17 protein-coding genes are annotated in these 16974 nt (G+C 55.4%); 14 read left to right on the top strand and 3 right to left on the bottom strand.

Features of this window, described 5'->3' with window-relative positions; translation table 11 throughout:
- Positions 1–3: 3 nt before the first annotated feature.
- Positions 4–975, bottom strand: a complete 972-nt coding sequence (locus tag MLE19_RS01845) for an isopenicillin N synthase family dioxygenase (protein ID WP_240716372.1) — start codon at positions 973–975, stop codon at positions 4–6.
- A gap of 455 nt (positions 976–1430) precedes the next feature.
- Between MLE19_RS01845 and hutH the strand changes: the two genes are divergently transcribed.
- The 10 genes from hutH (at position 1431) to hutC (ending at position 11713) form a co-directional block, all read left to right on the top strand.
- Positions 1431–2963 carry a histidine ammonia-lyase gene (gene hutH, locus MLE19_RS01840; RefSeq protein ID WP_240716371.1) on the top strand — a complete coding sequence of 511 codons (1533 nt, stop codon included), beginning with the start codon at positions 1431–1433 and terminating at the stop codon, positions 2961–2963.
- A 1-nt stretch (position 2964) separates the two neighbouring features.
- A complete protein-coding gene (locus tag MLE19_RS01835) occupies positions 2965–4233 on the top strand; it encodes an alpha-hydroxy acid oxidase (protein ID WP_240716370.1) in 1269 nt (422 codons plus the stop codon).
- The gene (locus MLE19_RS01830) at positions 4230–5618 is read left to right on the top strand and encodes an FAD-binding oxidoreductase (protein ID WP_240716369.1); all 1389 of its coding nucleotides are present in this window, start codon (positions 4230–4232) and stop codon (positions 5616–5618) included. Before MLE19_RS01835 ends, MLE19_RS01830 begins: the two co-directional genes overlap by 4 nt.
- Before the next feature lie 186 nt (positions 5619–5804).
- Positions 5805–6638, top strand: coding sequence for a transporter substrate-binding domain-containing protein (locus tag MLE19_RS01825; protein ID WP_240716368.1), 834 nt, complete (start codon positions 5805–5807; stop codon positions 6636–6638).
- Positions 6639–6717: 79 nt separating this feature from the next.
- Complete coding sequence (locus MLE19_RS01820; RefSeq protein WP_144814498.1) at positions 6718–7377, top strand: amino acid ABC transporter permease; 660 nt, start codon at positions 6718–6720, stop codon at positions 7375–7377.
- The gene (locus tag MLE19_RS01815) at positions 7374–8036 is read left to right on the top strand and encodes an amino acid ABC transporter permease (protein ID WP_035578072.1); all 663 of its coding nucleotides are present in this window, start codon (positions 7374–7376) and stop codon (positions 8034–8036) included. Before MLE19_RS01820 ends, MLE19_RS01815 begins: the two co-directional genes overlap by 4 nt.
- A 13-nt stretch (positions 8037–8049) precedes the next feature.
- Complete coding sequence (locus MLE19_RS01810; protein ID WP_276322281.1) at positions 8050–8916, top strand: amino acid ABC transporter ATP-binding protein; 867 nt, start codon at positions 8050–8052, stop codon at positions 8914–8916.
- Positions 8916–10067 (top strand): histidinol-phosphate transaminase, encoded by a 1152-nt coding sequence (hisC, locus tag MLE19_RS01805; protein WP_240716367.1) that lies wholly within the window; start codon positions 8916–8918, stop codon positions 10065–10067. The genes MLE19_RS01810 and hisC overlap by 1 nt, the downstream gene beginning before the upstream one ends.
- A 39-nt stretch (positions 10068–10106) precedes the next feature.
- Positions 10107–10922, top strand: a complete 816-nt coding sequence (locus MLE19_RS01800; protein ID WP_240716366.1) for a phytanoyl-CoA dioxygenase family protein — start codon at positions 10107–10109, stop codon at positions 10920–10922.
- A gap of 35 nt (positions 10923–10957) precedes the next feature.
- Positions 10958–11713: a histidine utilization repressor gene (gene hutC, locus MLE19_RS01795; RefSeq protein WP_240716365.1), complete on the top strand. Its 756-nt coding sequence runs from the start codon at positions 10958–10960 to the stop codon at positions 11711–11713.
- 106 nt (positions 11714–11819) lie between these two features.
- Here hutC and MLE19_RS01790 read toward each other — a convergent pair whose 3' ends face one another.
- Both MLE19_RS01790 and MLE19_RS01785 read right to left on the bottom strand, forming a co-directional pair.
- Positions 11820–12137, bottom strand: coding sequence for a c-type cytochrome (locus MLE19_RS01790; protein WP_240716364.1), 318 nt, complete (start codon positions 12135–12137; stop codon positions 11820–11822).
- A 99-nt stretch (positions 12138–12236) separates the two neighbouring features.
- Positions 12237–13514 carry a PQQ-dependent sugar dehydrogenase gene (locus MLE19_RS01785; RefSeq protein WP_240716363.1) on the bottom strand — a complete coding sequence of 426 codons (1278 nt, stop codon included), beginning with the start codon at positions 13512–13514 and terminating at the stop codon, positions 12237–12239.
- A gap of 252 nt (positions 13515–13766) precedes the next feature.
- Here MLE19_RS01785 and MLE19_RS01780 point away from each other — a divergent pair, with 252 nt between their 5' ends.
- The 4 genes from MLE19_RS01780 to MLE19_RS01765 are packed head-to-tail and all read left to right on the top strand — an operon-like array spanning position 13767 to position 16928.
- Positions 13767–14687: a 3-keto-5-aminohexanoate cleavage protein gene (locus tag MLE19_RS01780; RefSeq protein ID WP_240716362.1), complete on the top strand. Its 921-nt coding sequence runs from the start codon at positions 13767–13769 to the stop codon at positions 14685–14687.
- Entirely contained in the window at positions 14684–15637 is a 954-nt protein-coding gene (locus MLE19_RS01775; protein ID WP_240716361.1) for an L-carnitine dehydrogenase, read from the top strand. The genes MLE19_RS01780 and MLE19_RS01775 overlap by 4 nt, the downstream gene beginning before the upstream one ends.
- On the top strand, positions 15637–16092 hold the full coding sequence (locus tag MLE19_RS01770; protein ID WP_240716360.1) for a thioesterase family protein: 456 nt from the start codon (positions 15637–15639) through the stop codon (positions 16090–16092). Before MLE19_RS01775 ends, MLE19_RS01770 begins: the two co-directional genes overlap by 1 nt.
- A gap of 14 nt (positions 16093–16106) precedes the next feature.
- Complete coding sequence (locus tag MLE19_RS01765; protein ID WP_240716359.1) at positions 16107–16928, top strand: alpha/beta hydrolase fold domain-containing protein; 822 nt, start codon at positions 16107–16109, stop codon at positions 16926–16928.
- Positions 16929–16974: the final 46 nt, after the last annotated feature.

Raw genomic sequence — 16974 nt, 5'->3', positions numbered from 1 at the left:
CCGTCAGGACGCCGTAGATTTGCGATAGCTCATAGAAGCATCAATACGACCCAGGATATAGTCGCCCGCGGCGACTGGCGGGTAAATCGCCTCGTCAGCAGCAACACCCAAATCGACAGGATCAACCAGCGCAGCATAGGTTGGATCATAAAAGGTGGCGATGGAATAACGTTCACGGCCACTGGTGTTGATAACCCGATGCAGGGTAGAGCGAAAGCGGTCATTGGACCACCGCGCCAGCAGATCACCGACATTGACGACCAGCGACCCCTCAATGAAAGGCGCGTCAATCCAACGCTCGCTGCCCAGCTCACGCACCTGCAAACCACCGACGGCATCTTGGTAAAGCAACGTCACGCAACCATAATCGGTATGCGGGGCAACGCCAAATTGATCGGCTGGGCGATCATCAGACTGGACGGGATAATAGACCGCCTGAGTGCGCTGTAACGGCTTGGTGTACTTGTCAGCGAAGAACTCAGGATCAATATCCAGGCTCATGGCAATGGCACGCAGCAGATCCGCTCCGCAGCGGCCTACCTCAACAAAGTAGCGATCCATTGCTGGCTGAAACTCCGGCATAAAGTCTGGCCACTGATTCGGCCCACGCAGTGCCTCGCCTGCCAGTACGCTTGGGTCATCCTCGGCCAAGTCCAGCCCAAAACCATAGAACTCCTTCTCATCAGGTCGGGTTGCCTGATACATAGTGGCACCACCGCGCCGATGAAAACCACGGTGGTGCTTATTAACCGCCACCTGCGCCTTGCGCTCCAGTGGCTCAGCAAAGAAGCGCTGAGCGGCCTGCATAGCATCGTCTATTACTGCCTGTGATAAACCATGGTTGATGATGTAAAAGAACCCCACCTGGGTACAGGCGCTGTGTATCGCCTCCCCCGCCCGCGCGAGGCTATCAAGGTCGCCCTCACGCACGCCCTGCATATCAACCAGCGGTATGGTCATTGCTGAAGTTGTCATTACTTGAGTCTCCACTGTCAACGAAAAGCCAGCCCAATCCTTACCTGCGTTAGTTCACTTAGGCTATCGGTAGCGGCTATGCATAAGAGTAGCCACAAGCAATAAGTATATACATATAAAAATACTTTTATCTATTCCTATTATTAAAACAAAACCTATAAAATTTCGCCTAAAATGCACCAAAATCACACTAAAAGCACGTTTTATGCACTAAAACTTATCATTGTAAAATAATCACTAACAGCAACAGGAAACTTAACCAATAGAACTTGCATAAACACCACCTACCTGTATATACATAATAGCAACGCTCGATTTCATAGCCACAGATTCACAACTATAGGTTCACAACAACAGCAGGGAAGATCTAAAAACCATTTTTAACACCCACTGAGTGAGAAAAAGGCTGTTTAGATTTTTCCAAATGATGCTCGTAAAGCACTTCAGAGGTCACCATGACATCAGTACAACGACTCTTCCCAGGCCAACTTACGCTTGCCACACTGCGCGAGCTTTTTGAGGATAGCCCCACTATCGAGCTCGACGACGAGAGCCGCGCCAGGGTCGATAGTGCCGAAGCCACGGTTAGCGCCATTCTCGACAGCGGCCGTACTGTTTACGGTATTAATACCGGCTTTGGCGTGCTGGCCCAAACATCAATACCACGCGATTCGTTGACCGAGCTACAGCGCAACCTGGTGCTGTCACACAGCACGGGGGTGGGTGACAACTTAGACGATGCTACCGTTGGTTTGATACTGGCGCTTAAGGCCGCCTCGCTGGCCCGTGGCCACTCCGGCGTACGCTGGCTGATCATTGACGCATTGCTGGCGCTTTACAACGCCCAGGTCTACCCCTGTATTCCCGCTAAAGGCTCAGTAGGCGCCTCAGGGGATCTTGCGCCGCTAGCGCATTTAGCCGCCACCCTGCTCGGCGAAGGCCGCATGCGCCATAAGGGACGCGAGATACCAGCCGTTGAAGGACTTGCCCTAGCGGGTCTGGCACCGCTGTCACTAGCGCCCAAGGAGGGGCTGGCACTCATCAACGGAACACAAGTTTCCACTGCACTTGCGTTGCGCGGCCTGTTCGCCACCGAAAAACTATTCACCGCTGCCGTGGTCGCCGGTAGCCTGACAGTGGATGCTTTAAAAGGCTCAGACACCCCGTTTGACGAGCGCATCCAGGCCGTTCGCGGCCACCCCGGTCAGTGTGATGTCGCTGGTTTCTACCGCGAGCTGCTAGCGGGCAGCCGGGTGCGCGAATCCCACCGCGACTGCCCGCGGGTTCAGGATCCCTACTCGCTGCGCTGCCAGCCCCAGGTGATGGGCGCCTGCCTCGACCACTTACGCTTTGCAGCGGGCGTATTTCTACGTGAAGCTAACGCCGTATCTGATAATCCGCTGATCTTTGACAACGGTGACGTCCTTTCCGGCGGCAACTTCCATGCTGAGCCGGTTGCCATGGCCTCCGATGTGCTGGCGCTGGTGATCTCAGAAATCGGCGCGCTGTCGGAAAGACGCATCGCCCAACTCGTCGACCCCGCCCTCTCAGGGCTACCAGCGTTCTTGGTCAACGACAGTGGCCTTAACTCTGGCTTCATGATCGCCCAAGTTAGTGCGGCGGCACTGGCGTCCGAGAACAAAACCCTGGCCCACCCCGCCTCAGTAGACAGCCTGCCGACCTCCGCCAATCAAGAAGACCACGTATCAATGGCGACGTTTGCGGCAAGGCGACTGGCCGACATGGCGTTTAACTCCAGCGCGGTAGTCGCCATTGAGCTACTGGCGGCAGCCCAAGGGGTGGAATTCCACCGCCCCATGACCACGTCACCTTCCCTCGAAGAAGCGCTGGCACTGATTCGGCGCGACGTTAAACATTACGACCGGGATCGCTACTTTGCCCCCGATCTCGTTGCCGCCCAGCGCTTTGTTGACGAGGCTATCTTCGAACCACTGCTGCCCCGCCCACGCCTCTACGCCGAAGGTTGATATGAAACGACGCTACGCCCCAAGCCACCGCTGGCGACACGCCCAAAGTATCGATGAACTGGCCACGATGGCCAGTAGCCGACTGCCCGCCTTTGCCTGGGAATATCTCAATGCAGGTGCCGAGGACGAGCACACCCTCAACGACAATCGCAGAGCATTTCAACGCTGGCAGTGGCGACCACGCACGCTGGTAGACCTAAGCGAGACCGACAGCCGTACCACCCTTTTGGGCCAGGAGTGCGCAATACCCCTGGCAATCGCCCCCACCGGCTACAACGGCATGCTGTGGCGTGACGCTGATATCGCCCTAGCCCGAGCGGCGCAACGTCACGACGTGCCCTTCACGCTGAGTACCGTATCCTGCAATAGCCTTGAGGAGGTTGCCGCCGCGGTCCCAACCGGTCGGCTGTGGTTTCAGCTCTATCCACTACGCGATAAATCAGCGACCCAGGATCTGATCGAACGCGCTCAAGCAGCTAATGCAGAGGCTCTTGTAGTCACTACCGATGCAGTGGTGCTCGGTCGACGCGAGTGGGACAGCCGCAGCTACCTGAACCCTCGACGACTGACCATGGGCCATACGCTAGATGCTTTGTGCCACCCACGCTGGGCCGCCCAGGCACTCTGGCCCAACGGCCTACCGACACTGGGTAACCTGCTCAAATACTTGCCTGCAGGGGAGCACAGTGCGGCCAGCGCAGCTACCTACATCAGTCAACAAATGGCGACCGACTTAACGTGGGAAGCGCTAGCCGAGATTCGCCAGCAGTGGTCGGGCAAGCTGATCATCAAGGGTATTCTCAATGCTGAGGATGCCCGCCACTGCAAGCGGCTAGGGGCCGACGCCATCGTGGTTACCAACCATGGTGGACGCCAACTGGATGGATCGCCTGCCAGCCTCGACTGCTTGCCACCCATCGTCGATGCGGTGGGAAAAGAACTTGAGGTTCTGCTCGATAGCGGCATTCGCCGAGGTAGCGATATTGCCAAAGCGCTAGCTCTAGGCGCCAATGGCGTACTCAGTGGAAGGGCCACGCTATATGGTCTCGCCGTTGGCGGCGAGGCAGGCGCTAATCATGCCCTGACGCTACTCCAGCAACAGTTACACAATACGCTTGCTCTGCTGGGTCGCCCATGCGTGTCCCAACTCGACCGCGACTGTCTGGGTCTTCCCCTCCATCTTTCACACGACAACTCACATTACCTCACGGCTAATTCGGTGGATTCGCCCACACAAACCGTGCAGCCGACTATGGGAGATCTATCGTGAGCATTAAACCCAGTAAAGACGATGCCTTCCTAGATCTGTTGCTAAGCGCCTTTGGCGACAGAGTGCTGCTGGGCGAGTCAATCCCGGCGTCTTGTCATAGCGATTGGACCGGCCACGCCGCCTGTCGTCCACTGGCGCTGGTACGTCCAACCAGCACACAGGAAGTCTCCAAGCTGCTGCAACTTTGCAACCAGCACCGCCGCGCCGTCGTCCCCCAGGGTGGAATGACGGGTTTAGCCGGTGGCGCCGTCCCCACGGCTGAGAGTATCGCGCTGTCATTAATCAAGCTCAGCGGCGTGGAGAACGTTGACCAAGATGCCGCCACACTGACGGTGCGAGCGGGCACTACACTTCAGGCCGTCCAAGACGCGGCTATAGAAGCAGGCTTTTGCTATCCAATTGATTTTGGCGCCCGAGGCACTTGCCAGATCGGCGGCACCCTATCCACCAATGCGGGCGGCCATGGCGTGATTCGTCACGGCATGACACGTGACCGTGTGCTCGGCCTTGAAGTAGTGCTAGCCGACGGGCGGATTCTCGATTTGATGAACAGCATGATCAAAAATAATACCGGCTACGACCTTAAGCACTGTTTTATCGGTGCCGAGGGAACACTGGGCGTCATCACCCGCGCTGTACTGCGTCTTGCCCCGCCCCAGAGGGAGTCCCGCACGCTTTTGTGCGCGCTACGCGACTACCCGGCGGCGGTCAGTCTGCTGCATCGACTGCGTGGCACCGGACTAGCCCTAGAGGCATTCGAGGTGATGTGGCAGGACTTCTATGCGATGAGTTGCGAGTGGCAGAGCAACCAGGCGCCTCTCCCACCAAGCTACCCTCTTTACGTGCTGTGTGAGGTCGAAGGCGATGCAAGCCACCTGGAGATGGTCCTGGAAGCCGCTCTGGAAACTGGCGAAGTGCAAGATGCCGTCATGGCAAGCACGATCAAACAGGCCCAAGAACTATGGGCAATTCGGGAGGCGACTGGCGAATTTCCCGTCAAGCTGGCACCGATCAACTTCGACATCAGTTTACCCATTGCAAAAATTGGCGACTTTGTTGAAGCGGCAGGCAAGCTGCTCACGCACCGCTGGCCAGGCATTCGCATCGTCAATTTCGGCCATATTGGCGACAGCAACCTGCACCTCACCGTAGATAGTAACTCGCTAACTGAGAACACCTCGGCGACTCACCACGCTATCGAAACTGATATCTACGGGCTGGTCGGTGAATACCGCGGCTCCATTTCTGCCGAACACGGTATTGGCCTACTTAAGCGTGACTTCCTGCATCACAGTGTCCGCCCCGAAGCGCTTGACGTTATGCACGCACTTAAGCAAACCCTTGATCCGCAAGGCATTCTCAATCCCGGTAAGGTGCTCAGTTAAGCCACCATTATGCACCAGCGATCGCACTCAAACAGGGCAAAGTTATTTCGCCCTTCAGTGAAAAAATCTGCAAAGCCATTATGTATATACAGGTAAGTACTTTCTGGCATGCAGTTTGCTTTTATAAAGTTGATGTACTGGTACGCACTGTCAGTTTCTTAATAATCCCGATGGAGTTATTACTCAATGAAAAAATCCAATCTACTAAAGCATTCACTCTCCCGACTGGCGATAGGCCTTGGTGTCTCTTTTGCAGCCAGCACCGCCTCTGCGGATCTGCTTGAAGAGGTACAAGAACGGGGGGTGCTCAATGTGGGTACTGAATTTCATTTTGCCCCATTCGCTTATCTAGACAATGGCCAGCAAAGCGGACTCAACCTTGAACTTATGGAGCGTGTGGGTGAGGAGCTAGAAGTAAGCATTAATTGGATCGATTTACCCTGGCCCAGCGTACTGCCCGGCCTTGAGGCTGGAAACTATGACTTCGTAGCTGGCCCGGCGATGATTACCCAAGAGCGTAAACAACGTTACAACTTCACCCTGCCCATCGCTGATGCCACCGTCGCCATCTTAAAGCGTGCTGACGACGACTCTATACAAACACCCGAAGATATCTCCGGCAAAGCGGCCGGTGGTGGTCGCGGCACTGCACAGCTTGAGCAGCTAAAGGCGTTTGCCGCTGAATTGCCCGAGCCCCCAACGATTACCGAGTACGTTGATTATAGCCAAACCTACGCTGATCTTGCCGCGGGTCGGATTGATGCAGTAGCCAACTCACTCCCCAATATTGCCTACACCGCTACCCAACGACCAATGTTTGAGGTGGTCCACCCCCCCTTTGGGCAACCCGCCTACTTCGGCTATATGGCGCGCAACGATGAGGAGTCCGCCTCACTGGTGGAAGCCATCAACGAGGTGCTGCTATCGATGCATGAGGATGGCAGCCTAGCTGAGCTGCAAACCAAATGGTTCGGCGAGCCGATGGATGTTCCCAGCGAAGATTTTGAACCGGAGATCTAATCAGCTTGTGACGTGTTCGGGCGGTCATTGAGCTAGATACCGCCCGGTATGCTCTCCCTCACCTCCAGGGATATTGCCAATGTTCGACTGGCCAACCTTTCTTTTCAGCCTTCCGTTGCTTGGCAAGGCACTGCTTATCACGCTACAGACGTCGTTGCTGGGTAATGCCTTTGGCTTTGTCATCGCGATACTTATTTCCAGCATGCAGCTGGCAAAAATGCCACTACTACGGCGCCTCGGCGGCAGCTATATCTTTATCTTTCGGGGTGTACCGCTGCTCGTGCAGCTATTGGTCATCTACTATTTGGCTCCTATGTTTGGCCTACCCAACCTTTCCCCTATGGTTGCTGCGGTGATGGCGCTCTCGCTCTGCTCAGGCGCCTATATCGCAGAAATATTACGCGGTGGCCTGATGGCAATCCCCTCAGGACAGAGTGAAGCGGCACATCTACTAGGCATGAGCCGTCCGGCTATTTTGCTGCGTATTGAGCTGCCCCAAGCGGTTCAAAGCACCCTCCCTTCACTGGTCAACGAGCTGGTATTGCTGATTAAGGCCTCAGCGTTAGTGTCGGTGGTTGGCCTGGCGGACCTTACCCGGGTGGCCCAGAACCTCGCCTCGTCAGACTACTTATTCTTCCAGCATTACCTGGTGCTAGCGGGGATCTACTGCCTGATTAACATACCGCTGACCATGTTCGGGCGCCGACTTGAGCGTCATTTAGAGAGGAGTCTGGCGTGACTTTCGATCTATCCATTATCACTGCCAATGCCGGAGCAATCTGGAACGCATTTTTAGTCACCATCTATACCTGGTTGGCAGGTAGCGTGCTGGGCCTTATGGCGGGATTACTGATTGCTGCACTGATGCTCTTTGGTGGGCGGCCATTACAGCTGTTACTAAGAGTATTCATTGAGCTGGTACGCGGCACCCCCTTTCTTGTGATCCTGTTCCTGGTCTACTACGGCGGCCCCTCATTTGGCCTGCGGCTCGGCGCGATGACGGCTGGGGTGCTCTGCATCGCCTTCTATAGCAGTGTCTATTTTGCGGAAATTTTTCGTAGCGGTTTTGCCGCGGTGCCACGTGGGCAGCTGGAAGCAGGCGAGTGCCTGGGGCTTGGCCGCCTTCAGCTACTGTGGCGCGTACAACTACCGCAGATGCTCGTCCTTATCCTGCCAGCAATCGTCAATATGCTGACCATTCTGTGCAAGGAAACCGCCGTACTGTCGATTATCACTGTGCCGGAGCTAACCGCGGTGCTCACCGGTATTGGCACCCGCACCTTTACCTTTATTGAAACGTTATTAGTGCTCTGCATCGCCTATCTATTACTGATCGAGATCACCTCACGCGCAGGCAGGTGGCTTGAGCACCGCGTCGGCATCTACTTGCAGCGCTGAACAGGAGCTAGCTATGTCGCTTTCCCTATCCCCCACTAACGCTATCTCAGCAGTCCCGGCTGAGAACTCGAAGATAGCGCCAATCATCCATCTTGCAGCCGTCGGCAAGCGCTTCGGCAAAAATCAAGTGCTCGCCAATATTGACCTAGACGTACACCACTCTGAGGTGGTCTGTTTGATCGGCCCCTCAGGTTCCGGCAAAAGCACCCTACTGCGCTGCATGGCGTTCCTTGAGGAGTATGACGACGGCGAAATTCATATTGAGGGGCGTTTGCTGGGCTGGGAGATTGATGATCGGGGACACCGTAAACACGCGGGGCGCAACCGTCTTAACGAGGCTCGACGCAATCTAGGTATTGTCTTTCAGCAGTTCAACCTATGGCCCCATATGACCGCGCTGGGCAATGTCACGGAAGCGTTAGTCAGGGTAAGGCGCTTACCGCGACAGGAGGCTGAAAAAAAGGCGATGAAGGCGTTAGACAAAGTTGGCCTCAGTGAAAAAGCCAAGGAGTATCCCGCACGCCTTTCCGGTGGCCAACAACAACGCGTGGCGATCGCCCGGGCACTGGCCATGGAGCCCAAAATCATGCTGTTTGATGAACCCACTTCGGCCCTCGACCCGGAACTGGTGGGTGAAGTGCTGGCCGTTATGAAACAGCTCGCCCAGGAAGGCATGACCATGGTGGTGGTCACCCACGAGATGGGCTTTGCGGCCCAGGTTGCTGATAGCGTCGTTTTCCTGGATCAAGGCAGTGTCGTTACCCGCGGCACCCCCAACGAAGTATTTCGTGACACCCAGCATCCTCGACTACGCCAGTTTTTACAGAACTACCTGGATCGCAATGCCTTCTGGAACACCACACCGGAGTTAGAAAACTAATGCTGCCTGTTGACCCCACACCCTTGGCACGCCGCGAGGTGCGCGAGCTTGAAAACTACAATGCTGGGCTTTCCAGCGAACAGGTCGGCAAGCGCTTTGGCGTATCAAAAATTGCCAAACTTGGCAGTAATGAGAACCCCTACGGCCCATCCAGCAAGGTGGCTGCCGCTATCTCAAACGCCATTATCGATAGTGGCCTTTATCCCGATGCCTATTGTGAGCTATTGCGTGATGCACTGGCGGAACGCGTTGGGGTTGCACCCGAACAGCTGGTGTTTGGAAATGGATCGGAAGATCTGATCGCGATTTTGTGCCGGGTGTTTCTCGACCACGGTGATACCTTAGTCACCGTCACTCCAGCCTTCGGTCTGCACACTTTATACCCGCAATCACTGGGGGCGCATATTCGCCCAGTACCAATGCTGGAGGGCGGCCATTTCGACATTGATGGGCTACTTGAATCGCTTATTGAGCCACCGTGCATGCTGATGTTCTCTTCGCCTTCAAATCCTGTCGGTAGCGCACTCTCTGCCAGCCAGCTAGAGCAACTGCTCGCGGTGCTGACCCCCGCCACCCTATTAGTCTTTGACGAGGCCTATTACGAGTACGCCCAGGGCAGCCTCGACTATCCGGATGTGCTGGCTCAGCTATCCCAACAGCAGACCCCATGGATCGTTTTACGCACCTTCTCGAAAGCCTATGCGCTGGCCGGATTACGTGTGGGCTATGGCATTGTCAGCAGCCCAGCGATTGCAGATCTTATCGATCGCTTACGCACGCCGTTTAACGTTAACCGTCTCGCTCAAGTAGCTGCGCTCGCAGCGCTGCAGGATGAAGCCCACCTCAAGGCTGGGCTTGAAACGACCCTTCGCGAACGCGAGCGTGTTAACAAGACGCTTAACGAGATGCAACTAACGGTAGTGCCTTCTCTGACTAATTTTCTTTTTTTCAAAACGGATCAAGCATCAGAAACGCTGCATGAAGCACTGCTGAGCCACGGAGTGATCGTTAAACCTTGGCGCGAGCCAGGCTATCGCCACTGGGTGCGCGTCTCAATCGGCAGCCGCGAACAAAATGATCAGTTTCTCACCGCACTTTCGGTGGCTCTTCAAAACTCCAGCCCCGTCGCTCAGGAACTTGATACTCACTGACATTGATAACTCAACTCTCTGAATAAGGTAGATAACCCAATGGACATCTCCACCCCCAATGTCACGCTAGATGATTCAATGATTGAGACTTTTCAACGCGAAGGCGCCGTGGTGCTACGTGGTTTTTTCAACGATTGGATGGAGCCACTACGAGAAGGAGTAGATGCGTTGATCAAATCACCAAGCCCACTGGAACGCTCTTATCAACCTAGTGATGGCTCAGCACCGTTCTTTCAGGATCTATGCAACTGGCAGCGCATTGAGCCCTTTTCACACTTTGTTATGGAATCTCCTATTGCGGAGCTAGCTTGCAAACTAATGGGCTCACGACAGGCACAGTTCTTTCACGACCACGTACTCGTAAAAGAGCCTGGCTCTTCGCAAGTGACCCCTTGGCACCAGGATCAACCCTACTACTGCGTTGAAAGCGCTCAGTGTATTAGCTTTTGGATTCCTCTGGATCCCGTGGCATGTGATACATCATTAAAATGCCTTGCGGGCTCAAACCACTGGAATAAACTTCACCGCCCCAAACGCTTCGATGGTAGTGACCTCTATCAAGGTGATACCCGGGAAGAGCTGCCCGATATCGATGCAGAGAGCTCCAAGCACCGAATATTGCAATGGGCTTTGGAGCCTGGCGACGCCGTGGCGTTTGATTTTAGAACCGTACACGGAGCATCTGCCAATACCTCCACCCATCGTCGTAGAGTATTCTCCGCACGCTGGGTAGGGGACAATGCCCGTTTTGTCGATCGTGGCGGCAAAGGGTCTCCGCCTTTTGCCCATCTCACCTTACAGGATGGTGATGCGCTGGCGGGGCCTGAATTCCCAATTATCTACCGGCAAACCTAGAGACTCGGTCTCAATTGCCATAACTGGAGTAGTGGATGAAAAAATCCGATACCGATAGCGTGACCGCACCGAAAGCACTTTATTTGCAAGCTAAGCAGTTTGTATTGGAGCGTACCGCCTCGGGCTTTTGGAAACCTGGCGACATGATTCCATCTGAAAATCAATTAGTTAATGAGCTCGGAATGTCTCGAATGACGATTAATCGAGCGCTAAGAGAGCTGACTAATGAGGGCTACTTAGAACGAACCAGTGGAGTAGGTACGTTTATTGCCGAACGCAAGCCACACTCCAACTTACTGCAAATAGCCAATATTGCCGATGAGATTATCTCTCGGGGCCATCGTTACCACTGTGAAGTACTCGAACTCGGTCGTGTAGCGGCCCCGTTCGCCATTGCCTCAGCACTTGAGCTAACCACTGGCAGTTCGGTCTATCACCTTCGTTGTGTTCACTATGAGGAAGGTCTCGCGGTACAGCTGGAGGAGCGTTTCGTTTCACCTGCCATGGCGCCAGATTTTATTCATCAGCAGTTTGATGACACGCTACAACCTTCGCGCTACTTACTTAACACCGTCCCTGTAGACGAAATAGAACATATCGTCGATGCACTATTGCCCTCGGAAGAGGACGCGAAAGCGCTTGAGATTGATGCAAACGAGCCCTGTTTAGCACTCATGCGCCGCACATGGAGTGCTTCACGGGTCGTCACCTACGTTAAGTTTCTCCATCCATCGATGCGTTATCGGCTGGGCAGTCGCTACGCCGTTGATGCTACCTCTCATGCGGGCTGACCTGACACTCCGAGTGAGACACATTTCATACTTAGTCGTTTCAGCTTGTTTTATATATTGAATGACGCTGCTCAGCATTATGTTCAGATCTGATACACAAGATTAGTCACTCTTCGACATCAGCGATAAAAGCGGCAAGGTTAGCAATATCATCATCCGATAAATCGGTGGCGTTGGGGATCATCAGAAAGGAATTTGAACCCACCTTCTCACCTGCCCGGTAGGTTTCAAGGCGGGAGGTTATATACTCTGCATCCCGTCCGCTAAGCGATGGAAAGCTCGCCATCCCTTGTGCCTTTGGGCCGTGACACTGAGCGCAAGCGTCCTTATATAGTGCTTCTCCAGCCGACTTATCTGCCGCTTGCAGAGAAACCGACCGCATCATCAGCGCCGCTGCAATAACGAAAAACAGTGATACCTTCATAGTGGCCTTTTCCCAGTGGAGTGATCTTGATCAGAAAGCTTAAGACGGCTTGAAGAGAGTGCAGCCGCACTGACTTGCGTCGGCGCGGCTGCTAATGGCTTATTCCGGAGTGATGCGGTAAATGCTGCCTTCATCCACGGCCATATAAAGATCCCCCTCCGGGCCCAGCACAATCGAACGGAAGCGAGCCGCTCCCATGGGCACCGGCAATTCAGTAACGTCGTTGACCGAAAGACCATCCTCTGCAATATCAATCAGATTTATACGCTGCCCTACCGGCGTGCCTCCAAAACCGATGCCCATAAAACCAACGATCAAACGGCCATCCCAATCGCCCCACTGCTCACCGACTAGAAACTCAGCAGACGAGATGCCCTGAGACAGCCCATCGTTTTTCCACGCAGGCTGCATCGCATCGGGGTAGGTTTCGAAGTCGGTCACCGGCATATAGGCAGCCCGCTCTTTTGGATCCATCCCTTCGGTCTGATTGGGCTCATAACCGCAGTAATCGTCCGGGCAGTCGCCACGACCCGCCATGTTGGGTTTCGGATCCCAGCCACTGTTGCCGCCATTCACCAGCGCATTGATCTCATCCGAGTGCCAGGGGCCGTGTTCCGTCACGATGGGCTGGCCGGTACTTGGGTGGAAAGTGATGCCCTGTACATTGCGATGACCATAGGTATAGATGCGAGGATCAAATCCCTCAGGCGGCTCGTTACCTTCGGCAGCCTCGCCATCCCGATCGATACGCAGCACCTTGCCACCAATCAGCTCCGGTGACTGTGGAATTTCACTGTTATGGTTATCGCCGGTAGTGACGTAGAGGTAGCCATCCTCTGGGCTAAAACGAATACGTCCGCCATTATGGGCGCCCGCATCGCCGAATGGGTGATCGGTGGCGGCGGGCTTGTACGGAATATCCTCGACAATGTCAGTGCGATCCGAGACCTCAGTAAACTCACTGTTGACCGTCATGCGCAGCACGCGATTAGTACGTGGCTCAGACATAGTGGAAGCAGAGTAGACGTAGACCGTGCGGTTTTCGTCAAAATCGGGATCGATCGCCACACCGTTCATCCCCGCCTGCCCCTCACAGACAAGATCATCGGCGGTGATGGCATACTCCTCCGTGCCCTCCATCCCCAGCAGGTGCTCTACCACCCCATCGGGGAGTCGCACCGAAAGCCCCAGACAGCGTTCGGTGTAAAACATCGTCCCATCAGGCAGAAAAGCCATATCCCAAGGGTTTTCAAGACCGGTTAACACCTCAGACTGGCTGAGTTCAGGCTCATTAGCAGTCGCGACGGCGGGTAAGCCGATGATCATCGCAGAGGCGATGAACGCAGAAAGCGGCCGCAGAGTGGGTTTATGGGACATTGGGGATTCTCCTACCTAACGTTGTTTGTAATTTTTATCAACTTTGCCATGGGCTTATTCAGTTTAGATCGGCAACCATGGCGGTCAATATTTACCGCTGACCAAGTGTCTAATCAGTACCTTTCAACGTAGATAAAATAGCGGAGATCAAAAACCGCAGCTTGTGTATAGCGAATGTCGCTTTACGACAACTAATGTTTGCCCACCGCGACACACTAGACAGCGAATAAACTGCTGACTAGAGAGCTCGCAATGAACCGCAATGTCATCCTTACCTGTGCCGTTACTGGCGCGGGTGATACCACCGCTAAAAACCCCAATGTTCCCGTTACCCCCAAGGCTATCGCCGCGTCCTGCATTGAAGCTGCCCGCGCTGGAGCAAGCATCGCGCACATTCACGTTCGCGACCCGGAAACCGGCGGCATCAGCCACTCGACCGACCAATTCCGCGAAGTGATGGAGCGTGTTCGCGAAGCGGATGTGGATATCGTCATGAACATCACCGCGGGCGGCGGCGGCGACTGGATTCCCGATGCCACAGACCCCACCCGCGGTGGCCCAGGCACTGATATTCAAACGCCAGCAGAACGCCACGCCCCGGTTGGCGAGCTGCTTCCTGAGCTGTGTACGCTGGATTGCGGCAGCCTTAATTTTGGCGATATGGTCTACGTCAACCCAGCCGATTGGCTGCGCGAACACGCCCGTCTGGTGCAAGCCGCCGGTGTAAAGCCGGAGCTGGAGTGTTTTGATTTAGGCCATGTATGGTTTGCCCGCCAGCTTCAGCAAGAGGGCTTGATTGATGGCGACCCGCTTTATCAACTCTGCCTGGGGATCCCCTGGGGCGCCGAAGCAGACACCGAAACCATGCTCGCCATGCGTAATAAATTACCGGATAACGCCAACTGGGCGGCCTTTGGTATTGGACGCCATCAAATGCCCATGGTTGCCCAAGCGGTGCTATTGGGTGGCCACGCACGGGTTGGCCTGGAAGATAACCTGTTTTTAGAGAAAGGCGTGCTGGCCAACAACGGCCAACTGGTTGAGAAAGCCTCGACCATTATTGAAAACCTCGGCGCCCGAGTTATGACGCCCGCAGAAACCCGCGCCCATCTAAAACTACGCGACCCAGTGAGCGGAAGCATCATGGGTAACACAGCAGGAGGTGAAGCATGAGCCGCTTAGCCGTGATTGGTACCGGCGTGATTGGCAACGGCTGGATTGCCCGCGCCCTCGCCCAAGGCTGGGATGTGGTCGCGTTTGACCCAGATGCCAACGCGCCAGCGCGCACTAAAGCGTTTATCGAGAACGCCTGGCCCTCGTTAACCCAGCTGGGTTTAGCGGCCAACGCCAGCCCTGAGCGATTAGCCTTTGCGGGCACCATTGAGGAGGCCGTAAGCGGCGCTGACCTGATTCAGGAAAACGTGCCCGAGCGCCTTGAATTGAAACAAGATATCTTGGCTACGATTGACGCTGCCGCCGCCCCGGATGTCATCATTGGCTCGTCCACCTCCGGCTTCAAACCCACCGACCTGCAGCAGCAGTGCCAGCAAGCGCCTGGGCGGGTGATCGTCGCTCACCCCTTCAACCCAGTCTATTTACTGCCGCTGGTAGAGCTCGTTGGCGGTGAAGCCACTCAACCCACACAAATTGCCACCGCCCAGTCGCTTTATCAGGCGCTCGCCATGCGGCCGCTCGTGGTGCGCCGTGAAATAGAGGGCCATATCGCCGACCGCTTAATGGAAGCGCTGTGGCGGGAAGCCCTGCACTTGGTCAACGATGGTGTGGCCACCACCGAAGAGATCGACGCAGCGGTAGTTTACGGCTGTGGGCTCCGCTGGCCATTGATGGGCACCTTCTTAACCTTCCACCTAGCGGGCGGCGAGCCAGGCATGCGCCATATGCTGGAGCAGTTTGGCCCCGCGTTAAAACTCCCCTGGACCAAGCTGGAAGCCCCAGAGCTGACTGACGAATTGATCGATAAAGTAGTCGAAGGCTGTGAGCACCAAGCCGCAGGGCGGACAGTGGCCACGCTGGATCGCCGCAGGGACGACTTCCTGGTCGAGCTGCTGGAGGTAGTCCAGAAATACTGGCCGGAAGCCGAAGGCCTAAAGGGACGCATTTAATGATCATCCATGAAACCCACGTCGCCCCCGAGTGGGTCGACTACAACGGGCACATGAACGACGCGGAGTACGCCCGCGTCTTCTCCCAGGCCTGCGAAGCGCTGATTGACCACATTGGGCTAGATGAAGCGGGCCGTGAGCACTATGGCTACACTGTGTATACCCTGGAAACTCATCTCTGCTATCGACGCGAGGCGCATCAAGACCAGCCGCTCAATATTGATCTAACCCTGCTCGATAGCGATGCAAAACGCATGCACGTCTTTTTCGCCATGTTTGACGACGAAGGCAACCTACTGGCAACCAGCGAGCAGATGCTGATGGGCATGAAGCAAGCATCAGGACGCCCAAGCCCGTTTCCTGAAGCAGTCGCGAAACGTATTGCAGCACTGACCCGAGCAAATAGCGACGCCTGGCCAGAACTTGCCGGGCGCACCATCGGCATTCGCCGCTAAAGGTAACAACAAAGATGAACGTAGACGTCTTTATTCATCGTTTTAGCGCAGGGCTGGCGGTAATGGAGGAGTTGCCACTGCCTCAAGCACGGCGCGCCTACGACACGCTTTGCCGCACGTTTGCCCCACCCGACCCAACTGGAATGCGGATCGAAAATAGCGTTTTGGATGGCGTGGGCGTGCGTCGCTTTATACCCCAGCAGCGAGCATCAGGCTGCGTGCTGTTTATCCATGGTGGCGGTTTTACCATCGGTTCAAACGAGAGCCACCATGGCCCTGCAGCCAGCTTGGCTCAGGCGCTTGAGTGTGAAGTGGTCAGCGTGAACTACCGGCTTGCACCAGAGGTAGGTTACCCCGCCATGCTGGCAGACTGCCGTACGGTTTTAGAAGCGTCTCAACCCATTGCGCTGGTGGGTGACAGCGCGGGTGGGCGATTAGCGATCGACCTTGCTCACCCGTTGCGTGATGCGCCACCGCTGGGATTGATTTACCCAACCGTTGGCGAGCTTTCGCCAGCCTGCCTAGGTGAAGATGCCCCACTGCTCTCCCGCAACGATGTGCTCAGCATTCGCGAACAGTACCCTGAGATCATTGCCACCCAGCGGGATCGCAGCCCACCGGCCGCTAGCATCGAAGTACTCACGGTGGAGCATGACCCGTTAACACTGCCTATCGACACCGCAATAGCTCTCTGGCAGCAAGCGGGGGCATCCATTGGCTACTGCTGCGCGCCACACATGGTGCATGGCGCCCTTCATGCCCACACGCAGCTACCCGAGATGAGTGCCGCTTGGCAGGACTTTTGCCACACACTAAAACAGCGCCTTAAAGAATAAGGCGCTGTCTGGAGTGGAACACAGCTTAGGCTTCAAGAGCCGCTAT

Origin of the sequence: Vreelandella neptunia (assembly GCF_022489065.1) — a bacterium.
Classification (GTDB): Bacteria; Pseudomonadota; Gammaproteobacteria; order Pseudomonadales; family Halomonadaceae; genus Vreelandella; species Vreelandella neptunia_A.
The sequence above is the reverse complement of the archived record's forward strand: the minus strand, read 5'-3'. Positions and strand labels throughout refer to the sequence as shown.

Coding starts and splice junctions, on each gene's coding strand:
- MLE19_RS01845 (WP_240716372.1), bottom strand. CDS start 975: ATGACAACTTCAGCAATGACCATACCGCTGGTTGATATGCAGGGCGTG.
- hutH (WP_240716371.1), top strand. CDS start 1,431: ATGACATCAGTACAACGACTCTTCCCAGGCCAACTTACGCTTGCCACA.
- MLE19_RS01835 (WP_240716370.1), top strand. CDS start 2,965: ATGAAACGACGCTACGCCCCAAGCCACCGCTGGCGACACGCCCAAAGT.
- MLE19_RS01825 (WP_240716368.1), top strand. CDS start 5,805: ATGAAAAAATCCAATCTACTAAAGCATTCACTCTCCCGACTGGCGATA.
- MLE19_RS01820 (WP_144814498.1), top strand. CDS start 6,718: ATGTTCGACTGGCCAACCTTTCTTTTCAGCCTTCCGTTGCTTGGCAAG.
- MLE19_RS01810 (WP_276322281.1), top strand. CDS start 8,050: ATGTCGCTTTCCCTATCCCCCACTAACGCTATCTCAGCAGTCCCGGCT.
- hisC (WP_240716367.1), top strand. CDS start 8,916: ATGCTGCCTGTTGACCCCACACCCTTGGCACGCCGCGAGGTGCGCGAG.
- MLE19_RS01800 (WP_240716366.1), top strand. CDS start 10,107: ATGGACATCTCCACCCCCAATGTCACGCTAGATGATTCAATGATTGAG.
- hutC (WP_240716365.1), top strand. CDS start 10,958: ATGAAAAAATCCGATACCGATAGCGTGACCGCACCGAAAGCACTTTAT.
- MLE19_RS01790 (WP_240716364.1), bottom strand. CDS start 12,137: ATGAAGGTATCACTGTTTTTCGTTATTGCAGCGGCGCTGATGATGCGG.
- MLE19_RS01785 (WP_240716363.1), bottom strand. CDS start 13,514: ATGTCCCATAAACCCACTCTGCGGCCGCTTTCTGCGTTCATCGCCTCT.
- MLE19_RS01780 (WP_240716362.1), top strand. CDS start 13,767: ATGAACCGCAATGTCATCCTTACCTGTGCCGTTACTGGCGCGGGTGAT.
- MLE19_RS01775 (WP_240716361.1), top strand. CDS start 14,684: ATGAGCCGCTTAGCCGTGATTGGTACCGGCGTGATTGGCAACGGCTGG.
- MLE19_RS01770 (WP_240716360.1), top strand. CDS start 15,637: ATGATCATCCATGAAACCCACGTCGCCCCCGAGTGGGTCGACTACAAC.
- MLE19_RS01765 (WP_240716359.1), top strand. CDS start 16,107: ATGAACGTAGACGTCTTTATTCATCGTTTTAGCGCAGGGCTGGCGGTA.